Annotated in this window: 11 protein-coding genes and 1 pseudogene; 10 read left to right on the top strand and 2 right to left on the bottom strand. The window is 70.8% G+C overall.

Going from position 1 to position 15,908, the window contains the following annotated elements:
* The first annotated feature begins 991 nt into the window (after window positions 1–991).
* The 6 genes and pseudogenes from ACZ4V6_RS29420 (at window position 992) to ACZ4V6_RS29395 (ending at window position 8,005) form a co-directional block, all read left to right on the top strand.
* Entirely contained in the window at window positions 992–1,759 is a 768-nt protein-coding gene (locus ACZ4V6_RS29420) for a nucleotidyltransferase domain-containing protein (protein WP_467833368.1), read from the top strand.
* A gap of 9 nt (window positions 1,760–1,768) precedes the next feature.
* Window positions 1,769–2,466, top strand: a pseudogene (locus ACZ4V6_RS29415) (helix-turn-helix domain-containing protein); the annotation flags it as partial.
* Between the two features lie 419 nt (window positions 2,467–2,885).
* On the top strand, window positions 2,886–4,292 hold the full coding sequence (locus ACZ4V6_RS29410; protein WP_467833366.1) for an SWIM zinc finger family protein: 1,407 nt from the start codon (window positions 2,886–2,888) through the stop codon (window positions 4,290–4,292).
* A complete protein-coding gene (locus tag ACZ4V6_RS29405; RefSeq protein ID WP_467833364.1) occupies window positions 4,289–6,928 on the top strand; it encodes a DUF7824 domain-containing protein in 2,640 nt (879 codons plus the stop codon). Before ACZ4V6_RS29410 ends, ACZ4V6_RS29405 begins: the two co-directional genes overlap by 4 nt.
* Window positions 6,929–7,055: 127 nt before the next feature.
* The gene (locus ACZ4V6_RS29400) at window positions 7,056–7,790 is read left to right on the top strand and encodes a helix-turn-helix domain-containing protein (RefSeq protein WP_467833362.1); all 735 of its coding nucleotides are present in this window, start codon (window positions 7,056–7,058) and stop codon (window positions 7,788–7,790) included.
* Window positions 7,685–8,005 (top strand): hypothetical protein, encoded by a 321-nt coding sequence (locus tag ACZ4V6_RS29395; RefSeq protein ID WP_467833413.1) that lies wholly within the window; start codon window positions 7,685–7,687, stop codon window positions 8,003–8,005. Before ACZ4V6_RS29400 ends, ACZ4V6_RS29395 begins: the two co-directional genes overlap by 106 nt.
* Window positions 8,006–8,138: 133 nt before the next feature.
* On the opposite strand, the gene ACZ4V6_RS29390 is transcribed toward ACZ4V6_RS29395, so the two are convergent.
* Together ACZ4V6_RS29390 and ACZ4V6_RS29385 are read right to left on the bottom strand one after the other, a co-directional pair.
* Entirely contained in the window at window positions 8,139–9,491 is a 1,353-nt protein-coding gene (locus ACZ4V6_RS29390) for an alpha/beta fold hydrolase (protein ID WP_467833361.1), read from the bottom strand.
* Between the two features lie 955 nt (window positions 9,492–10,446).
* Complete coding sequence (locus tag ACZ4V6_RS29385) at window positions 10,447–11,358, bottom strand: MBL fold metallo-hydrolase (RefSeq protein WP_467833403.1); 912 nt, start codon at window positions 11,356–11,358, stop codon at window positions 10,447–10,449.
* Between the two features lie 101 nt (window positions 11,359–11,459).
* Between ACZ4V6_RS29385 and ACZ4V6_RS29380 the strand changes: the two genes are divergently transcribed.
* The 4 genes from ACZ4V6_RS29380 to ACZ4V6_RS29365 all read left to right on the top strand — a co-directional run bounded on the left by ACZ4V6_RS29380 (window position 11,460) and on the right by ACZ4V6_RS29365 (window position 15,874).
* Window positions 11,460–12,398 (top strand): cupin domain-containing protein, encoded by a 939-nt coding sequence (locus ACZ4V6_RS29380; RefSeq protein WP_467833359.1) that lies wholly within the window; start codon window positions 11,460–11,462, stop codon window positions 12,396–12,398.
* A gap of 741 nt (window positions 12,399–13,139) precedes the next feature.
* Entirely contained in the window at window positions 13,140–13,916 is a 777-nt protein-coding gene (locus ACZ4V6_RS29375) for a lysostaphin resistance A-like protein (protein ID WP_467833357.1), read from the top strand.
* Window positions 13,917–13,959: 43 nt separating this feature from the next.
* A complete protein-coding gene (locus ACZ4V6_RS29370; RefSeq protein ID WP_467833356.1) occupies window positions 13,960–15,177 on the top strand; it encodes a sensor histidine kinase in 1,218 nt (405 codons plus the stop codon).
* 4 nt (window positions 15,178–15,181) lie between these two features.
* A complete protein-coding gene (locus ACZ4V6_RS29365) occupies window positions 15,182–15,874 on the top strand; it encodes a response regulator (RefSeq protein WP_467833354.1) in 693 nt (230 codons plus the stop codon).
* Window positions 15,875–15,908: the final 34 nt, after the last annotated feature.

Here is a 15,908-nt window from a genome sequence, read left to right as displayed (position 1 = left end):
AAGCAGCTTGGGCCGGCCTTGCAGTCGAGGGGCCCGAGTCGGTGGAGCAGGCTGCCCACAGTGTCCACCTGGGTCTCCACTCGGTGCATACGACTCTTCTCGCCTGGCGCGATTCCTTAGGTGCGGCAGACAGCAACGTCAAGTTCGTAGAGCGCCGCGCCGTCGAGGTGACCATGGTCTCCGAGCGTCTCGGCAGCTTCGCCTCGGCGGCGCGGGCTGCCTTGGACGAAACAGACCCGCACGGTCCGCTGCGAGGACTCAGGAGGAGGTGACCGCCAGGCGGTGAGGGCAGCCGGCGCAGCACGGATGCTGTGTGGCGTGTCAGTGGCTGGTGGGCCTGCCCGGTCAGCCGGCCGGCCGACCCGGCGGGCTTATGCCGGATCCGCCGCGGCCGGGGGAGAGGGGCATCGCCCGTCCCGGGGCCGACTTCGTCTGTACGCCGGTGCAGGAGGACGGCCGTGAGGATACGCTGTGCCATCGGCTGCAGGTGGACACCAGTGCCCGCCCGCTGGCCACCGTCACCGCCGGGCCCGGCGGCCTGCGCGAGCACATCCCGGCGAGCTCGCCGTCCGTCTGATGCGCGATCCGGCCACTGGCCGGGCCTGTCTCGCCCGCCGGCTCGCCGGCTGGTTCCACCGGCGCAGCACCACCGCCCCGCGGGGCCCGAGCCTGGGGTGGAGTGCCGCGACGGCCGCTTGGACGTGCCACCTGCGCGCCCTGAGCGACTTCCCTCCCGCCCTCCGCCGTTCCCCTCGCCCCGGAGGTCGCAGGGCGGAACGCGACCACCGCGGAGCGGATCGTTGCCACCGGCCGCAGCGTCACCGCTCTCCTCGACCGTCTGGAAAACCCCTGGCGGCCCCGTCACGCGGGTTCGGTCCCCGAGAGGGATGGCGGTCCAGGGCAGTTCACGCAGGAACGCCGCGAGCTTTGAATGGTTGTCCTTGATCAGTGCGACGCAGTGGGCGTTTTTCGCTTCGACGAGGTAGCGGGCGTGCTCGTGCTGAGAGTGCAGGGCGTCGAAGGTGACGGTGCGGTCGGCCAGGTCGAGGCTGGCCAGCAGCGGCTTGAAGGTAGTGATCTCGCCGCTTCTGTCGGCGACTTGACGCTAGTGCCGCATCAGGCAACGTCCGCCCGTTTCCGCAGGCGGAAATCGAGCTGCTGTGGCCGGGATCGCCGCGTAGCCTGCTCGTCTGTGGACAGTGAGCGCAGTGCTCGGCAGCTCCGGCTGATCGGCGAGACGGTGGAGACCGCGGAGGCCCTCGGTGTGGAGGTGTGGCTCCGCGGGGGTTGGGCCATGGACTTCTTCATCGGCGAGGTCACGCGTGACCATGTGGACATCGACTGGTTCGCCTGGGCGGAGGGTGCTTCGGCTCTGACCGGCGGCCTGCTGCGCTCCGGCTATGAGCCGCTGTCCGGGCCACCTGCCGACCAGCAGCTTGATTTCTGCAAGCAGGGCGTGGAGAGCAGCTTCGCTCTCTTGAGCAAGGACCGGTTCGGGCGCGTTGTGGTCGCCGGCGGTCCCTGGGCCGGGGAGGTGTGGCCGGAGGGCATGCTCGATGCTCCTGTTGGCCGTATCGGGCCGCTGCGGTGCCGGATCATCAGTCCGCGCGCGCAGATCGAGATCAAGCAGATGATGCCGGTCTGGGTTCCAGGTCGTCCCCGCCGCAGGAAGGACACCGAGGACATCACCCGGCTGGAAGCGGCCCTGCGAGAGCAGGGACTCGCCCGGCACGAGGGTCCGAAGGGGTGCAGCCGTTAACGTCTGCGCGTGGCAGAACGGGTGCGCTTACGCGAGATCGGTGACGACGAGGGCCGGCGGCTGCTGAGGGTCATTCGCCGCGGCTCCGGCTCAGTGGTGACCTGGCGGCGTGCGCGGATGGTGCTGCTGTCCGCACAGGGCCTGCCGGTTGTGAAGATCGCCGAGGCGACGTTCACCAGCGCGGACCGGGTCCGGGAGGTGATCCACAACTTCAGTGCCGACGGCTTCGAGGCGCTTTACCCGAAGTGCAAGGGCGGTCGCCCCAGGACATTCACCCTGCCCGAGCGGCGCGAGACCAAGAAGGTAGCCAGGCCCAGGTCGGCCGAACACAACCTGCCGTTCTCGACCCGGAGCCTGGCTGAGCCGGCCGACTTCCTGGTCGTCGAGGGGGTGGTCGACGACATCAGCCACGAGGGCCTTCGGGTCCTGCTCCGCGAGAAGGGCGTGTCCTTTCAACGGATAAAGACCCGGAAGACCTCCCACGACCCGGACCACGCCGCCAAGAAGGCCCGTGCCGAGCACCTCTACGCGATCGCCGACGGCGAGTCATACCCGAGGACCGGGAGCCCGACGTCGTCTTCTGTCTGAATGAGTTCGGCCCACTCAACCTCCAGCCCCGCCCCGGCCGGCAGTGGGCTGAGCGCGGCGGACGGCACGAGGACCCCGACCGAGAACCGAGGCCCCGCCGGCGGGCGACCTACACCCGCCAGACACGGACTTCCGGCGGGTGATGACGCGGCGCGAGGAGATGCGCCGGTCGCCCCGGACGTGCTGATCCTCGTCACCGCCCTCAGCAACGACTGGGGCGTCACCCATCGCCGAGGAGGCCCCGGCAAGACGGTGTGAGTGGTGGTGAGCACCACGTCGAGCGGCCGGCTCCGCGGTCCCCGGCAGGCGTCCGCCGGATCGCTTCGCCGACCTGCCGTCGAGCCCGTGACCACTGTCTCCACGGCGACGAGGGCGACTCGTCGAACCGGCGACGGGTCGGAGGGCGCGAACCGGGGGTGCGAGGTCAGTGGCCCGGTCTGAACGCCCCCTCGACACCTCGCCGGCCGCTTCGTGCCCCGGCCCGCCCGACGTCGGCGCCAGTGAGGCCTGTGTCAGTGCCAACGCCTAGCATTCGCAAGTGAGTTCAACGATCCAGTCCTATGCCTACGTGCACGCGTCCGCCGTGCGCGACACCCCGGCCGGGCGCTCCCTGGCCCTAGAGACCTCGGGCGGTGCCACGCCGGAGGGCGAGGCGTCCCATCCGCGGTTCTTCGACGGGTTCCTGACCGCGCCGGCCGCCGCGGCCGCGGCGCTGCTCGCGGTCGCCGACGTCGCCGCCAGCCGCTACTACCGGCCGCGGCCGTCGGCCTTCCTGGACCCGGTCGTCACGGCCGGTGGCGATCGGCTGCGGCTGGAGTCCTTTTCCGCCTGCTGCGGTGTCCACGCGCGCCTCGACGTCCTCGCCGCCGGCCTCGACGGTGACGACGTCGGCCACGGCACCACCAACGTCGACATCAACACACCGCTGCGCCTGGCCCTTGCCAGGATCGGCGGCCTGGACCCGCTGCACCTGCGGGTGGGGCCGAACGGGCTGGAGGCCACCACCTTCGACGGCCGGTTCGTGGAGAAGAAGGTCCCGCTGCCGGAGCGCTGGCTGCGCGGCTTCGCGGAGGCCCAGGTGATCGCGGCGGGCCTCGTCCCGCGCGCCGAGATACCCGCCGCGGAGGCGGCCGCCGTCCTGCGGTCGCTGCCGCGGCCCACCCAGCGGTCCGGCGCGCACACGACGCGCTGGGTGGTTCCCTCGGGCCGCAGCCTGCGCCCGGCGACCAGGCCGTCGCCCGGTGCCGTGTGCCTGCCCGGCTGCGAGCGGCTGCTGAGCCTCCAGCAGGTACTGCGGCACGCGTCGACGGTGCGGGTGTACGCCCCGGAGCCCGAGCGAAGCCATGACGAGCGGAGCTGGGACCGACAGGAGCGGACCGCACCCGTCGCATGGGAGGCCGCGCTGCCCGGCATGCGGTTGACGCTGCTGCTCTCCCCGCACGCCTCGCGCGGCTTCTCCGGTGAGGGCGGCGTGCTCGACGACCTCGCCACGGGACCGGCGGCGCGGGACACGGACCGGGTGGCGGAGCTGCTGGCCTGGGAGCCGAGGATCGACGTGGCCGACCTGTCCGCGCAGTCCGGCCTGGAGCCCGGACGCGTCCGCGCGGCCCTGACGATGCTGGGGACCTCCGGGCAGATCGGCTACGACCTTGCGGAAGAGGCGTACTACCACCGGCACCTGCCCTACGCCGCAGGCGCCGTCGAGGCCCGCAACCCTCGGCTGCGCGGAGCGAAGGCCCTGGTCGCTCAGGGAGCGGTCCGCATCGACGGCGCACTGGCGTGGGTGGGGAAGGACGAGCACGCCTACCTGGTCCGCATCGAGGACGGAGAGCGGATGAGCTGCACCTGCCCGTGGTGGGCGAAGTACCGGGGTGGTCGTGGACCGTGCAAACACGTGCTCGCCACCCGCATGGTCCGGAACACGAAGAAGGAGTCGGCGCGATGAGACTGATGGCACTCGTGGAGGCCGGAGATGCCCCCGGCGTGCTCCGCGCGCTGGGCGAACTCGACGCGGAGCAGCGCGCGGCCCAGCTGCCGGAACTGAACGCCCGCTACGAGGAGATGGGCTTCCCCGGCTGGCTGGAGCTCACCGTCGAGCAGCGTGTCGCCCTGGCCAGCGCACGGCTGGGCTGCCAGGTCACCCCGGACGCCGCGGCCCGCCACCTCCACTCGGGCGGACGCTACGTGCCCTCGGACGACAGCTGGATGGTCGGCGTCGTGGACCTGTTCCCCGTCGCGTGGCGGACCGAACTCGTGGCACGGCTCGACGAGCGGGTGCGGGAGCGCGTGGTTTCACAACGCCTCCACCTCGTTGTCGACCACATCGTCCGCACCACCGGCTGCCCGATGCCGGAATCCGACTACTTCCTCGCCGGCTGGCTGGGCAGACACTCGAACGGCGCGTCGGGCGGTGTCCTGGAGCGGCTGCGCGAGGACCCCTTGACCCCCACGCTCCTCCCGCTGGCCCTGAAACGGCCGTCCGTCTCCCTCAGCACCCAAGTGCTGACGGCCCTGTGCGTCTTCGCCGCCGAGGGGCTGGTGGACCGTGCCACGCTCGTCCGCCGTACCTTCGCGATCGTGGCCGACCAGCATCCGGCCCACGCCATCCACTACTGGCAGGCCGTCCCCCTCACCGCCGACGAGCACGCCCGGACGGCACCCGAACGGGCCGCCCTGGCCGAACCGCTGCTCGCCCGTCTCCTCCAGGACGGCTCACCCAAGACGATCACACCGGTCGTGGCGCTCCTGCGGGCGCTGGCCCTGACTCCGGCCGAGAAGGCCCCCTTCCTCCGGGACCATGTGGCCATGCTCGACCTGTCGTCCCCGGTGGCCTCCTACGGCCAGGAGGTCCTGCGCGAACTGGACGAGGCGGGTCTGTTGGAGGAGGACGTGCTGAGCGAGGCGTGCGAACGCGTCCTGCTGCGCCCGGAGAAGAAGCTGGTGCGCGCCCAGCTCGCCTGGCTCGACCGGGTGGCACGGCGGGAGCCTGCGCGCGCGGGTCGGATGCTGGCCTACGCGGCGTCTGCCTTCGGGCACCCGGACGTCTCCGTGCAGGACCGCGCACTCCGGCTCGTCGCCCGCCACCTGAAGAACGCGGGGGACCCGGTGCGGGCGGAACTCCGGACGGCAGCCGCGTCGCTCGGGCCGGGGCTGTCCGCGCGCGCCGCGGAACTGCTCGGCACGGAGGTGCCCGGTACGGAGCACGACACCGGCGCCGAGCGGGTCGCCGCGGCCGAGGTGCTGCCCTTCGTGCCTGGACCCCGGCCGGTGCCGGGCCCGGCCGGGACGGCCGCCGAGGTCGCCCAGGAGCTGGCGGTGGTCCTCGCCGACGACGATGTGGTGGCATTCGAACGCGCGCTGGACGGGCTGGTCCGCCACTCCCGGCTCGACCGTGCGGCGCTGTCCCGGGCACTCGAACCTGTCATGCGCAGGAAACCGGGCGTCCACAGTGACTGCGGGCAGAGCGACCTGTACGACGTGGCGGCGGCCGTGCGCGGCGACGAGCCGAGGAATATGTACGGTCTCTCCCACCGCCGGATCAGTCACGGCGAGGCGGTCTCCCCGCCCGGCAGGTTGCTCATGGCACGTCTGATGGAGGCCCTCGATGTGATCGAGGCCGGCGCGCAGCCGTTCCTGCTGGCACTGCCGACACACGTCACCGGCGCGGTGGACGCGAACGTGCTGGTGGAACGCATCGCCGAGCTGGAGCGTGCGCGGGTCGAACCGGCACCGGTCGACCTGGCGCAGGCCCTGCTGAGGGTGACCCCCACGGCGGACGAACAGGTGCTGCGCGCCGCGGGCGACCTGCGGTCGGACGCCGGCCGGCGGCTGGCGCGCTGGCTGCGCGGGGGAGGTCTGCCGCACCAGGACACGACTCCGCAGAAGTGGCCGGCCGCCGAACCGACCGACGCCCCGCCCGGACGATGGGTGCCCGTGTCCCCCGGACTGGATCAGGACATCCCGCTTCCGCCGGTCGCCGCGGCCGTGCTCGGTACGTACGAACGGGATCGGTCCCTCACAGGCCCCTACAGCCCCTACGACGCCTACGCCGAACCGTACTGGGTGGCTCAGCTGCCGCATCACCGCGACGAGGTGGCCGCACACGCCAAGGACTCGGTGGACGGCCGCATGCTCGCGCGTCTGGCCGAAGCGGGCGGCCCGGCGGGATACGCCCTGCACTGGCAGATCGCCCGGAAGATCGGCTTCGACCGTGACGCCGCGGTGGACGCCCTGCTCGTGCTCGCCGCCCAGGGCCAGCTGGACGGCCGGCTGCTGGCGGGGCAGTTGCAGGCGTTGATACGCAACAGATCGAGCTCGGCGAAGCGCGTGACCGACGCACTGCGCGCGGCGGCCGAGACCGGCGCGTACGCCACGGTCTGGTCCGTGCTGGAGGCCGCCGTGCCCGCGCTGCTGCGCGGCACACCGGTCCGGGAAGCCGGGGCGCTCCTCGCGCTCGCGGTCGAGTGCGCTTCGCGCTGCGCGGCCAAGGGCAGTATCCCCGAGGTCGACGCGGTGGCCGCGCGCACCGGATCGAGCCAGACGGTGAAGCACGCCGGACTGCTGCGAGACGTCCTGCGCTGAGACCACCGGGCCCGTCCGCACTTCACCCCCTTGGCACTCTCCGGCTCCAGGGCGTTGCCTCGAAGGTCTGAACTCGGCGCAGGCCTTGGGTCAAGCCCTTGCGGCAGTCGGCACCGGAAGCCCACAGATGCGCGCCTTCGCCCGCGAGCACCGATCCCTGCGTACCTCGTCGGCTGCCCCGTGGCGGACGTTCGAGATTCGATCAAGTGGGGACCGATGCCTCAGTTTTCTGAGTCAGGAATTCTGTTCGGATGTGCAGGGTTGCGGGGTGGCGCGTGCTGGGCGGCCGAGGGCCGAGTTGATCCTGTCGGATGCGGAGCGGGCTGCGCTGGAGGGATGGGTGCGGCGCCGTTCCACGCCGCAGGCGTGGGCTTTGCGCCGGCGGATCATCCTGGCCTGCGCGAGCGGCGCGTCGCACAAGGACGTGGCCGCTCGGTTGGTCTCCGTGCCGCATGCGGTGGGGCGGTGGCGGAAGCGGTTCGTCGAGCACCGGGGCGCCGGTCTGGGTGACCTGCCGCGTCCGGGCGGGCCGTGGACGGTCACCGACGGGCAGGTCACCGCGGTGGTCACCAAGGCGCCGGAGTCGACGCCGGAGAGTGCCACGCACTGGTCGACGCGGGCGGTGGCGAAGGAGATGGGTCTGTCGCAGTCGACCGTGTCGCGGATCCGGCGGGCCTTCGGCCTGCAGCCGCACCGCACCGCACCGAGACCTTCGGGCTGTCCACGGATCCGTACTTCGTCGACAAGGCCCATCATGTGGTCGGCCTGGATCTGGATCCGCCCGAGCGGGCGCTGGTGTTCTGCGTGGACGACAAGAGCCAGATCCGGGTGCTGGACCGCTCCCGGCCGGTGCTGGCGATGACGCCCGGGGTCCCGCAGCGGATCACACAGGACTACGTGCGCGCCGGCACCCTGCTCGCCGCCCTGGAGGTCGCCGCGGGCATGGCGATCGGCTCCCTGCACCGCCGGCGCCGAGCCGAGGCCGCCACGACTGCAGGTGCGGGGTACGGGGGAGGGCACCCGGCTCGGCCGGTTCGCCGAAATGCAGCGGTCGCAACGCCCGTAACCGCCCCCTGACCGAGCCCGAGCTCCTCTCCGACGGGGTTTTCGGAGCCCTCGCTGCTGCCGGCTGGGGCGACTTCTGTCGGACCCGTCGAGGCGACTCCAACCGGACAGCGGGCCGGACAGGGAAGCACCGCGTTCCGGCGGGTTACTTCTGGGTGACGTCGGTGCAGTAGACGTCCTTGTCCGGCAGGCGGCCGGTGGACAGGAAGCCGACGGTGGCCTTGTCGGTGCAGGCGGAGCCTTCGCCGTAGACGTAGTGACCGCCGTTGTCGACGCCGACGAAGGCAGAGCCGTCGCCGAGGGATTTGTGCAGCCCGACGCCGCTTTCCCACGGAGTGGCATTGTCCCGGCGGTTCTGCAGGATCAGGGTGTTGCGAGGGCCGCCCTTCACGATCTTGGCAGTCGCCTCGGCCGGCTTGTCCCAGTAGGCGCATGCCCAGATGTTGGCGGGCATGCCCGCGGTGAGCGGCCACTTTTCGCGGTCGGCGGTGGTGCGGGCGGCGTAGCCGTCGACGTCGTGCGGCCATTCGGCGTCGCCGCAGGTGAGAGCCATGAACATGGTGGCCTGGTTGTCCGCGGGGATGCCCGGGGGCGTCGGTGTGCCGGCGAACACCTCCTTGAGAACCGCCGTGTCGGCGGCCGTGGTGCTGCCGTGGGACAGGTCGTCGGCGGCCTTCCAGAACCTGGCGAGCACGGGAAGGGTGTTGTTGTGCAGAAGCAGGGCGTAGGTCATGTTCCGCAGCAGTGCCCCGTCCAGCGGCACCGATGCGCCGGGGATCGCTACGGGTGTGCGGTCGAGCCGGTCGGCGAGGGCGAGGTAGGTGCGGGTCACCTGCGCGACGTTCGTGCCCAGCTTGAGGGTGCCGGCCTGTGCCGCGGCGACGCGGGCGGCATCGGGGAACCGGTCGGCCATGCCCTTGCCCCAGGTGCCCGCCACCTGGTTGGCCCACACCTTGGTGGGGTCGACGTTGCCTTCCAGGATCATCCGGTCGGTGTGGCCCTGGAAGAGGGAGCGGTAGACGGCGCCGAGGTAGGTGCCGTAGGACTGGCCCCAGTAGGAGATCTTCTTCTCACCGAGCGCCTGGCGGATGCGGTCCATGTCGCGGGCGGTGTTGGCGGTGTTGTAGTACCGCAGGTTTCTGCCCACCGTGTCGGCGCACTGCTTGGCGTCGGCTTCGGCGAGGGTCACGTTCTTGGTGATCGAGCCGTCCGCGGCAGGATAGGGGAAGAGCCCGGACACGCTGGGGTCCTGCAGGCCACAACTCTGTGGGGTGCTGTGTTCGACGCCGCGCGGGTCGAAACCGATCAGGTCGTAGCGGTCCAGTACGGACTTCGGCAGTGTGGACGCCATGGTTGCGGGCATGCCGAGACCGCCCAGGGCCGGTCCGCCGGGGTTCAGCAGCAGAACGCCGTGTCGCTTCCCGGGTTGTGCGGTGGACAGCCGGGAGACCGCCACCTCGATCTTCGTGCCGCCCGGTTTCTGGTGGTCGAGTGGCACCTCCAACGTCCCACAGGCCAGGCGGGGATCACGGGTTTGTCCCTCGGCCGGTGCCGGGCACCTGCCCCAGGTGATCTTGGCGTCGCCCGCGGTCTCGCCGGCGCTCTTGCCGGAGCCCTTGGCCGGTGGTGAGCCCTTGGCGTCGGCACCACACGCGACCAGTGAGGTCCCTGCCAGCGTGGAAACCAGTAGAGCTGCGGCGATTCGGCGGCCTCTGGGCAAACCGTGCTGCGCGGAACTGCGTGTCCTGGTCATGGTGTTGTCCTCGACTACTGGGCTGGTCGGCCTTGTCCGGCCGTCGTGTTGACGATTCGAGTCAACAAGAGACCACCGGTGGCGTGCGTCACCCACGGGAGGACGAAACAGGTAGCTCGCTCGGGGGACCCTGGGCCGGCCCTGAGAACGGAGCGGCCGCCGCGGGGCGTATCGGATGAGCTGCGGGCGGGCAACGGCCGCTGCTGCCGGCTTGCCGCGCCGCACGGCATCACAGGGCCGTCAGGCCCGGTCGCCGTCCCAGCCAAACCCGACCGACAGGCCGGGACCACCGCTTGGACGCGGTCGCGGAGACCCATGGTGGTGAGAATGCGGGAGACGTAGGTCTTCTCGTTCTCCTGGCTGATGACCAGTTCGCTGGGCGGTCCCGGCGTTCGACAGGCCCTCGCCGATGAGGAGGAGGGCCTCATGCTCGCGGGGGGCGAGAACCTTGAGGTGCTCGGGCTCGGGGCGCGGGGGCGGCGGAGGAGGCGTACGTGTTCGGCGAAGCGGCCGATCAGGGTGCGGGTGACGGTGGGGGACAGGGGGGTCCCGCCGCGAACTCGCCTCCAGCATCTCCACCCGTTCCCGCAGCCCGGTCAGGCCCCGGCCGCCCGAAACGTGCGGGCCGTCGTCCAGCGGGGCGGCGGACGCGGAAGCGGCGTCGGCCGTCCCGGCGGTGGTGACCTCACCCTCCGTTCGGTCAGGCCGTTGCCCATGGGCCGAGGGCGAACCTGTCACTGTCCCGTCGTACTTCCAGGGCTCCTGCGCCGCCGAAGTGCGCGGGAATGAGCAACTCCCGTTCGTCGGCCGCCCGTCCGAGAATCCGACGGCGGCTGGCCACCGCTTGTTCCGGAGCCAGGCAGGCGCTGCTGTTGCAGCAGGGGTGCAGGATCTGCACCGGGCTGTGCAGCAGATCTCCGACGAAGACTGCCCGGTCGCTGCCGGAGGCGAGTCGCAGCACGGATGAGCCGGGGGTGTGGCCGGGCGCGGACTCCAGGGTGAGGTGTTCGTCGATGCGGTGGAGGCCGTCCCACAGCACGGCCTGTCCGGTCTGGTGGATGGGCGCGATGCTGTCCTCGTAGATCAGGCGGTCGACCTGCTGCGCGCCGTTTCCGTACGCGTTGTCCGGACCGTAGTGGAAGTCGTCGGCGGCCGGAATGAGGTACTGGGCGTCGGGGAACGTCGGCACCCACTGCCCGTCCGCGTCGACGGTGTTCCAGCCGACGTGGTCGACGTGGAGGTGGGTGTTGACGACGACATCGACATCCTGCGGGCGGACACCGGCCCTCGCCAGGAGGTCGAGGAAATCACTCTGGGCGTGGTGGAACGGTCCCATGCCCGGTCGCTCGCGCCCGTTGCCCGCTCCGGTGTCGACCAGGACGGTCCGGCCCGCGCTGCGCAGCACCCAGCTCTGCAAAGCAAGCACCGCCAAGTCGCCGTCCGGCTCCCAGTGGTCCGGTGCCAGCCAGTCCTCGTTGTCCTTCCACGCATCGGCGGCAGCTCCCGGGAACATGCCGGAGGCGGGCAGGAACGGCCGGTGCCACTCGACGACCCGGATGACCTCGACGTCTCCCAGCACCATGCTCTGCACACTCTCGTTCTCGTTCATCATGTGACCGACCTTAAGAAAGGCCGAACGACCGTCTCGATAGGCATCCAGCTCGAAAAAATACGCATGCGTCTCATCCCTCATACGGTGCATATCCTGGACGGATGGATGTGGTGAGCGATGCGATCTCCGCCGTGCACCTCGGGCACCCCTGGTTCCACCGGCTGCGGACAAGCGGGAGCTGGTGCGCGCGACTGGACCCGTACGACGGTGCGGGCTTCTACGTCGTCCTCAAAGGCCACTGCTGGCTACTGACCGACAACAGCGCCCCGCTATCTCTCGGCGTGGGTGACGCGGTGCTGCTGCCCCATGGAACAGGCCATGTCATCGCCGATTTCCCAGTCGATGTGGCGGTCGCGAAGAAGAAGGCGGTGCCGTTCGAACAATGGCTTGTGGAAACAGCGCCGCGGACCCAATCCGACAGCCACGGAACAGAGGTGCTCTGCGGCAAGTACTGGCTCGACTGCAGCCGCATGCACCCGCTCATGGCAGAACTGCCTGAAGTCGTCCACCTTCCCAGCCGAGTGGGCAGCCACCTCGAACTCCGTGCTGCCATCGATCTGCTCGCCGGTGAGCTGGATGAGATCCGACCCGGCTCCTGCGTGGCGCTCCCGAGCCTGCTCGACCTCCTCCTCGTCTACATCATCCGCGCCTGGATGACCGAAGCCCCCAGCGGAACCTGGCCCCGCGTACTGTGCGACCCGGTGGTGGCCGCCGCCCTGCGGGCACTGCATGCGAACCCGGCCGCACCGTGGAGCAATGACCGTCTGGCGGCGGAAGCGGGCGTCTCCCGTCCCACCCTGGCCCGCCGGTTCACCACCCTGGTCGGCCGTCCTCCGATGGCGTACCTCACCTGGTGGCGCGTGATCCGCGCCGCCACCCTGCTCCGCGACACCCCGGACACCCTGGCCACCATCGCCGGCCGAGTCGGCTACGGCAGTCCATACGCGCTCTCACACGCCTTCCAACGGGAGTTCGGCACCACACCGGGACGGTATCGAGCCCGGGCCGCGGAACGATCCGCTGACGTCGAAACGAACTGACAGCGGGAACCCGGTCAGGAAGTGGCACAGCCAGGGTGGAAATGGCATCCGCAGTCGCGTGCACAGTAATTTTGGACAACTTTGGACCGGATAAAAGCTTAACGGAGCATGGCGAACGGGCACCGATGCCGACCGGGTCGTGGCCGGGTCAGGTGGCCCGACTGAAGCCGACGGCGGCCGGGTTCTGCTCGCGTAACGGGGCGAAATCGACGTCGAGTTCCGGGTCGTACGCCTCGGGCCGGATGCCGGGTTCGTGCGGCGAACACCCGCCGAACCGGTTGATGTGCCCGGTCGGGTACGGGGAGACGTGGGCCAGGTCCTTGGGGCCGGCCTCCCAGCCCTCTTCCAGCAGCTGCCGGACAATCTCCGCGATGTCCAGGGGAGTTGTGGCAGATCACTGCGTTCGTGAGCAGAGCGGTGAACTTCACCGCTTTCTCCTGCTCGACCGGGTCGTCACGGTTCCTGGTCCTCTTACGGCTTCCAGTCCCGTTCGTGCTGCGGTCGCGCCCCGTGGCGTAACGGGTGCGGGTGGGTCGCGCATCCCCCGTGAGAGCTACAGGAGCTGTCCATGAACGGGTGATTCGCGGACGTCTGCGGATTCCTAGCGTGGTCGTCAGGTCGCCGCAGGGGTGACCCACTACCGGGGAGGTCACCATGGGCACGACGTCCGCCGTACGACACAGTGCAGGTTCCGGACCGGGCAGGGACCGCGACGGGGGCGGCGGCCGCTTCGGTCGGATCGTGCGGTTTCCGCTCGGCTGGATGCTGGCGGGAATGGTCGGCGTCGGCCTGGTCTCGGGACTGACGGCGACCGGACCCGGCCCCGTGCCGGTGCTGGGCGCGGTTGCCGCGGTGGCCGTGTACTGCTACGTCATGCGCCGTGTGGCACGACGCTCCGCGCCGGAGATCGCCCGGTTGGGGGCCGGCCGGGAGGTGCTGCTGGGCGGCGGGATCGGCCTGGGCTTCATCCTTGTCTCCGCCCTCCTGATCACGGCGTTCGGAGGCTACTCGTTCACCTGGGCGGGCGGCGGCTTCCTGTCGGTCCTCTGGACCGCGGTCGTGGTGCAGATCGGCGCTGCGGTCACCGAGGAGTTGTTGTTCCGCGGTCTTGCCCTGCAGGCCCTTGAGCAGCTGTGGGGTAGCCGGGCCGCCATCGTGATCACATCGCTGTTCTTCGGTGTCGCCCACCTGGGCGCCCCGGGAGCGAGCGCGTGGAGCGGAGTGGCGATCGCTCTGGAGGCGGGCGTCCTGCTCGGAGCCGCGTTCTTGTGGCGGCGTAACATCTGGTTCGTCGTGGGGCTGCACTTCGCCTGGAACACCACGGAGCAGCTGCTCGGCATCCCGGTCTCCGGACACGCCCCCGAGGGCCTGTTCACCGTCGACGTCCATGGCTCCGCCCTTCTGACCGGTGGCAGCTTCGGTCTGGAGGCATCGATCATGCCCGTCCTCATGGGCGTGGCCATCGCCGTTCCGATGCTCGTCCGCGCCCACCGGAACGGTGGCACCAGATCCCGCTGACGCGCGCCCCGTTGAGACAGGCCGACTGGAGGAAACCGAAGTGATGTCCCGTCAGGCGACCTGGAACATCCCGCTGTTCCGGGCGCCGCTCGACCGTTGGCAGAAGCGGGATGCTCTCCTCAAGGACGGCGTCCTCGCCCTGACGCTCACCCTGCTGGCCTTCGTGCCGACCCTGTCCCAGATCGGTGCGCAGATCGGCGATCTGCCCGAGCGGCCGGCGAACGTGCCGAGCGTCGGGCTGGTCCTGGCCCAGACCGTGCCGCTGGCGGTCCGCCGCAAGTGGCCCACGGCCTGTCTGGCCGTCATCGCGGGCGCGTTCGCCGTGCACCAGGCGCTGGGCTTCGCGACAACGTTCGCGAGCATGGGGCTGTATCTGGCCCTGTACTCCGCCGGGGCCCACCAGGTCCGCTTCCGCCACGGCCTGGTCGTCGTGGCGAGTGCGGGTTACGCCGTGCTGGCTGTCGTCCTGAACCGTCTCGGCTCACCGAATTCGCTACCGGACTACCTCGCGTTCTGGCTGGCTCTGGCCGCGGCCTGGCTGGTGGGGAGCACGGTGCGCACGCGGCGGACGGAAGAGGAGAAGCGGCGGCGGCTGGCCGCCGAGGTGGCCACGGCCGCCGAGCGGGCGCGGATCGCCCGCGAACTGCACGACGTGGTCACCCACCACGTGACGGCCATGGTGGTCCAAGCCGACGCGGCGCAGTTCCTGCTCACGTCCGCGCCGGAACGCGCCGGCGAGGGACTGACGGCCGTGAGCGACACCGGCCGTCGGGCGCTGACGGAACTGCGGTACCTGCTCGGTGCCCTGGAGGCGACCGGCGAGGCGGCGTCCGCGGACCCGGCGGGTGCGGGCCGGGCACCCGCCCTGGGGCGGGTGGGGGACCTGGTCGAGCAGGCCCGCAGGTCGGGTCAGCCGGTCGAGTTCGGCGAGCAGGGTGAACGGCGGCCGCAGAGCGTGGACGTGGAGCTGGCCGCGTACCGGGTGGTACAGGAGGCGCTCACCAACGCCTTGAAGTACGCGGCCGGGAAGCCGACACGGATCCTGCTCCGGCACGGCGACGAGCACATCGAGATCGTGGTGACCACCGACGGACCCGCCGCCGCACTGATCGAGCGGAAGCCCGGGTCCGCGGGCGGACGGGGGCTGGCCGGGCTGCGTGCACGGGTGCGGATGCTCAATGGTGAACTGGACGCCGGTCCCCGGCCCGGAGGCGGGTTCGAGGTCCGTGCCACGATTCCGTCCAAGCCCCTTCAGGAGTGACCTCGTGAGCGATACGCCGTCACCGATCCGTGTGCTCGTCTGCGACGACCAGGCACTGGTGCGGACCGGCTACGTCACCATCTTCTCCGCGCAGCCCGACATGCAGGTCGTCGGGGAGGCCGAGAACGGCCACGAGGCGGTCCAGACCGCGCGGCGGCTGCGCCCCGACGTGGTCGTGATGGACATCCGGATGCCCCTGCTCGACGGCATCCAGGCGACGCGACAACTGGCCGGTCCCGATACCGAAGACGCGCCGAGGATACTGGTCGTCACCACGTTCAACGTCGACGCCTACGTCTACGACGCGTTGCGCGCCGGAGCGAGCGGGTTCCTCCTCAAGGACGCGCCCCCGGCGGAGCTGGTCAACGGTATCCGGACCGTCGCCCGGGGCGAGGCCCTGCTGGCGCCCGCCGTCACCCGCCACCTCATCGGCCACTTCGCCCAGCATCTGCGACCGGCCGACACCTCCCGGCCGGCCAGACAGGACGTCGTGCGTGCGCTGACCCCCCGCGAGCTGGAAGTGCTCCAACTGATCGCCGAAGGGCTGTCGAACGCGGAGATCGCCGCGTCGATGTTCATCACGCCCGAGACCGTCAAGACCTACGTGTCGCGCATCCTGGCGAAACTCGGCCTGCGCGACCGCGTCCAGGCCGTCGTCCTCGCCTACCGGGTCGGACTGGTGCCCGGCACACCGTGACCGGCATGCGCGTGTGCCCCGTACAGCGCCGCCT

The sequence above is a fragment of the Streptomyces sp. NPDC029152 genome, from assembly GCF_055564355.1.
Note: the sequence above shows the minus strand (reverse complement) of the source record. Positions and strands in the feature narration are given on the sequence as shown.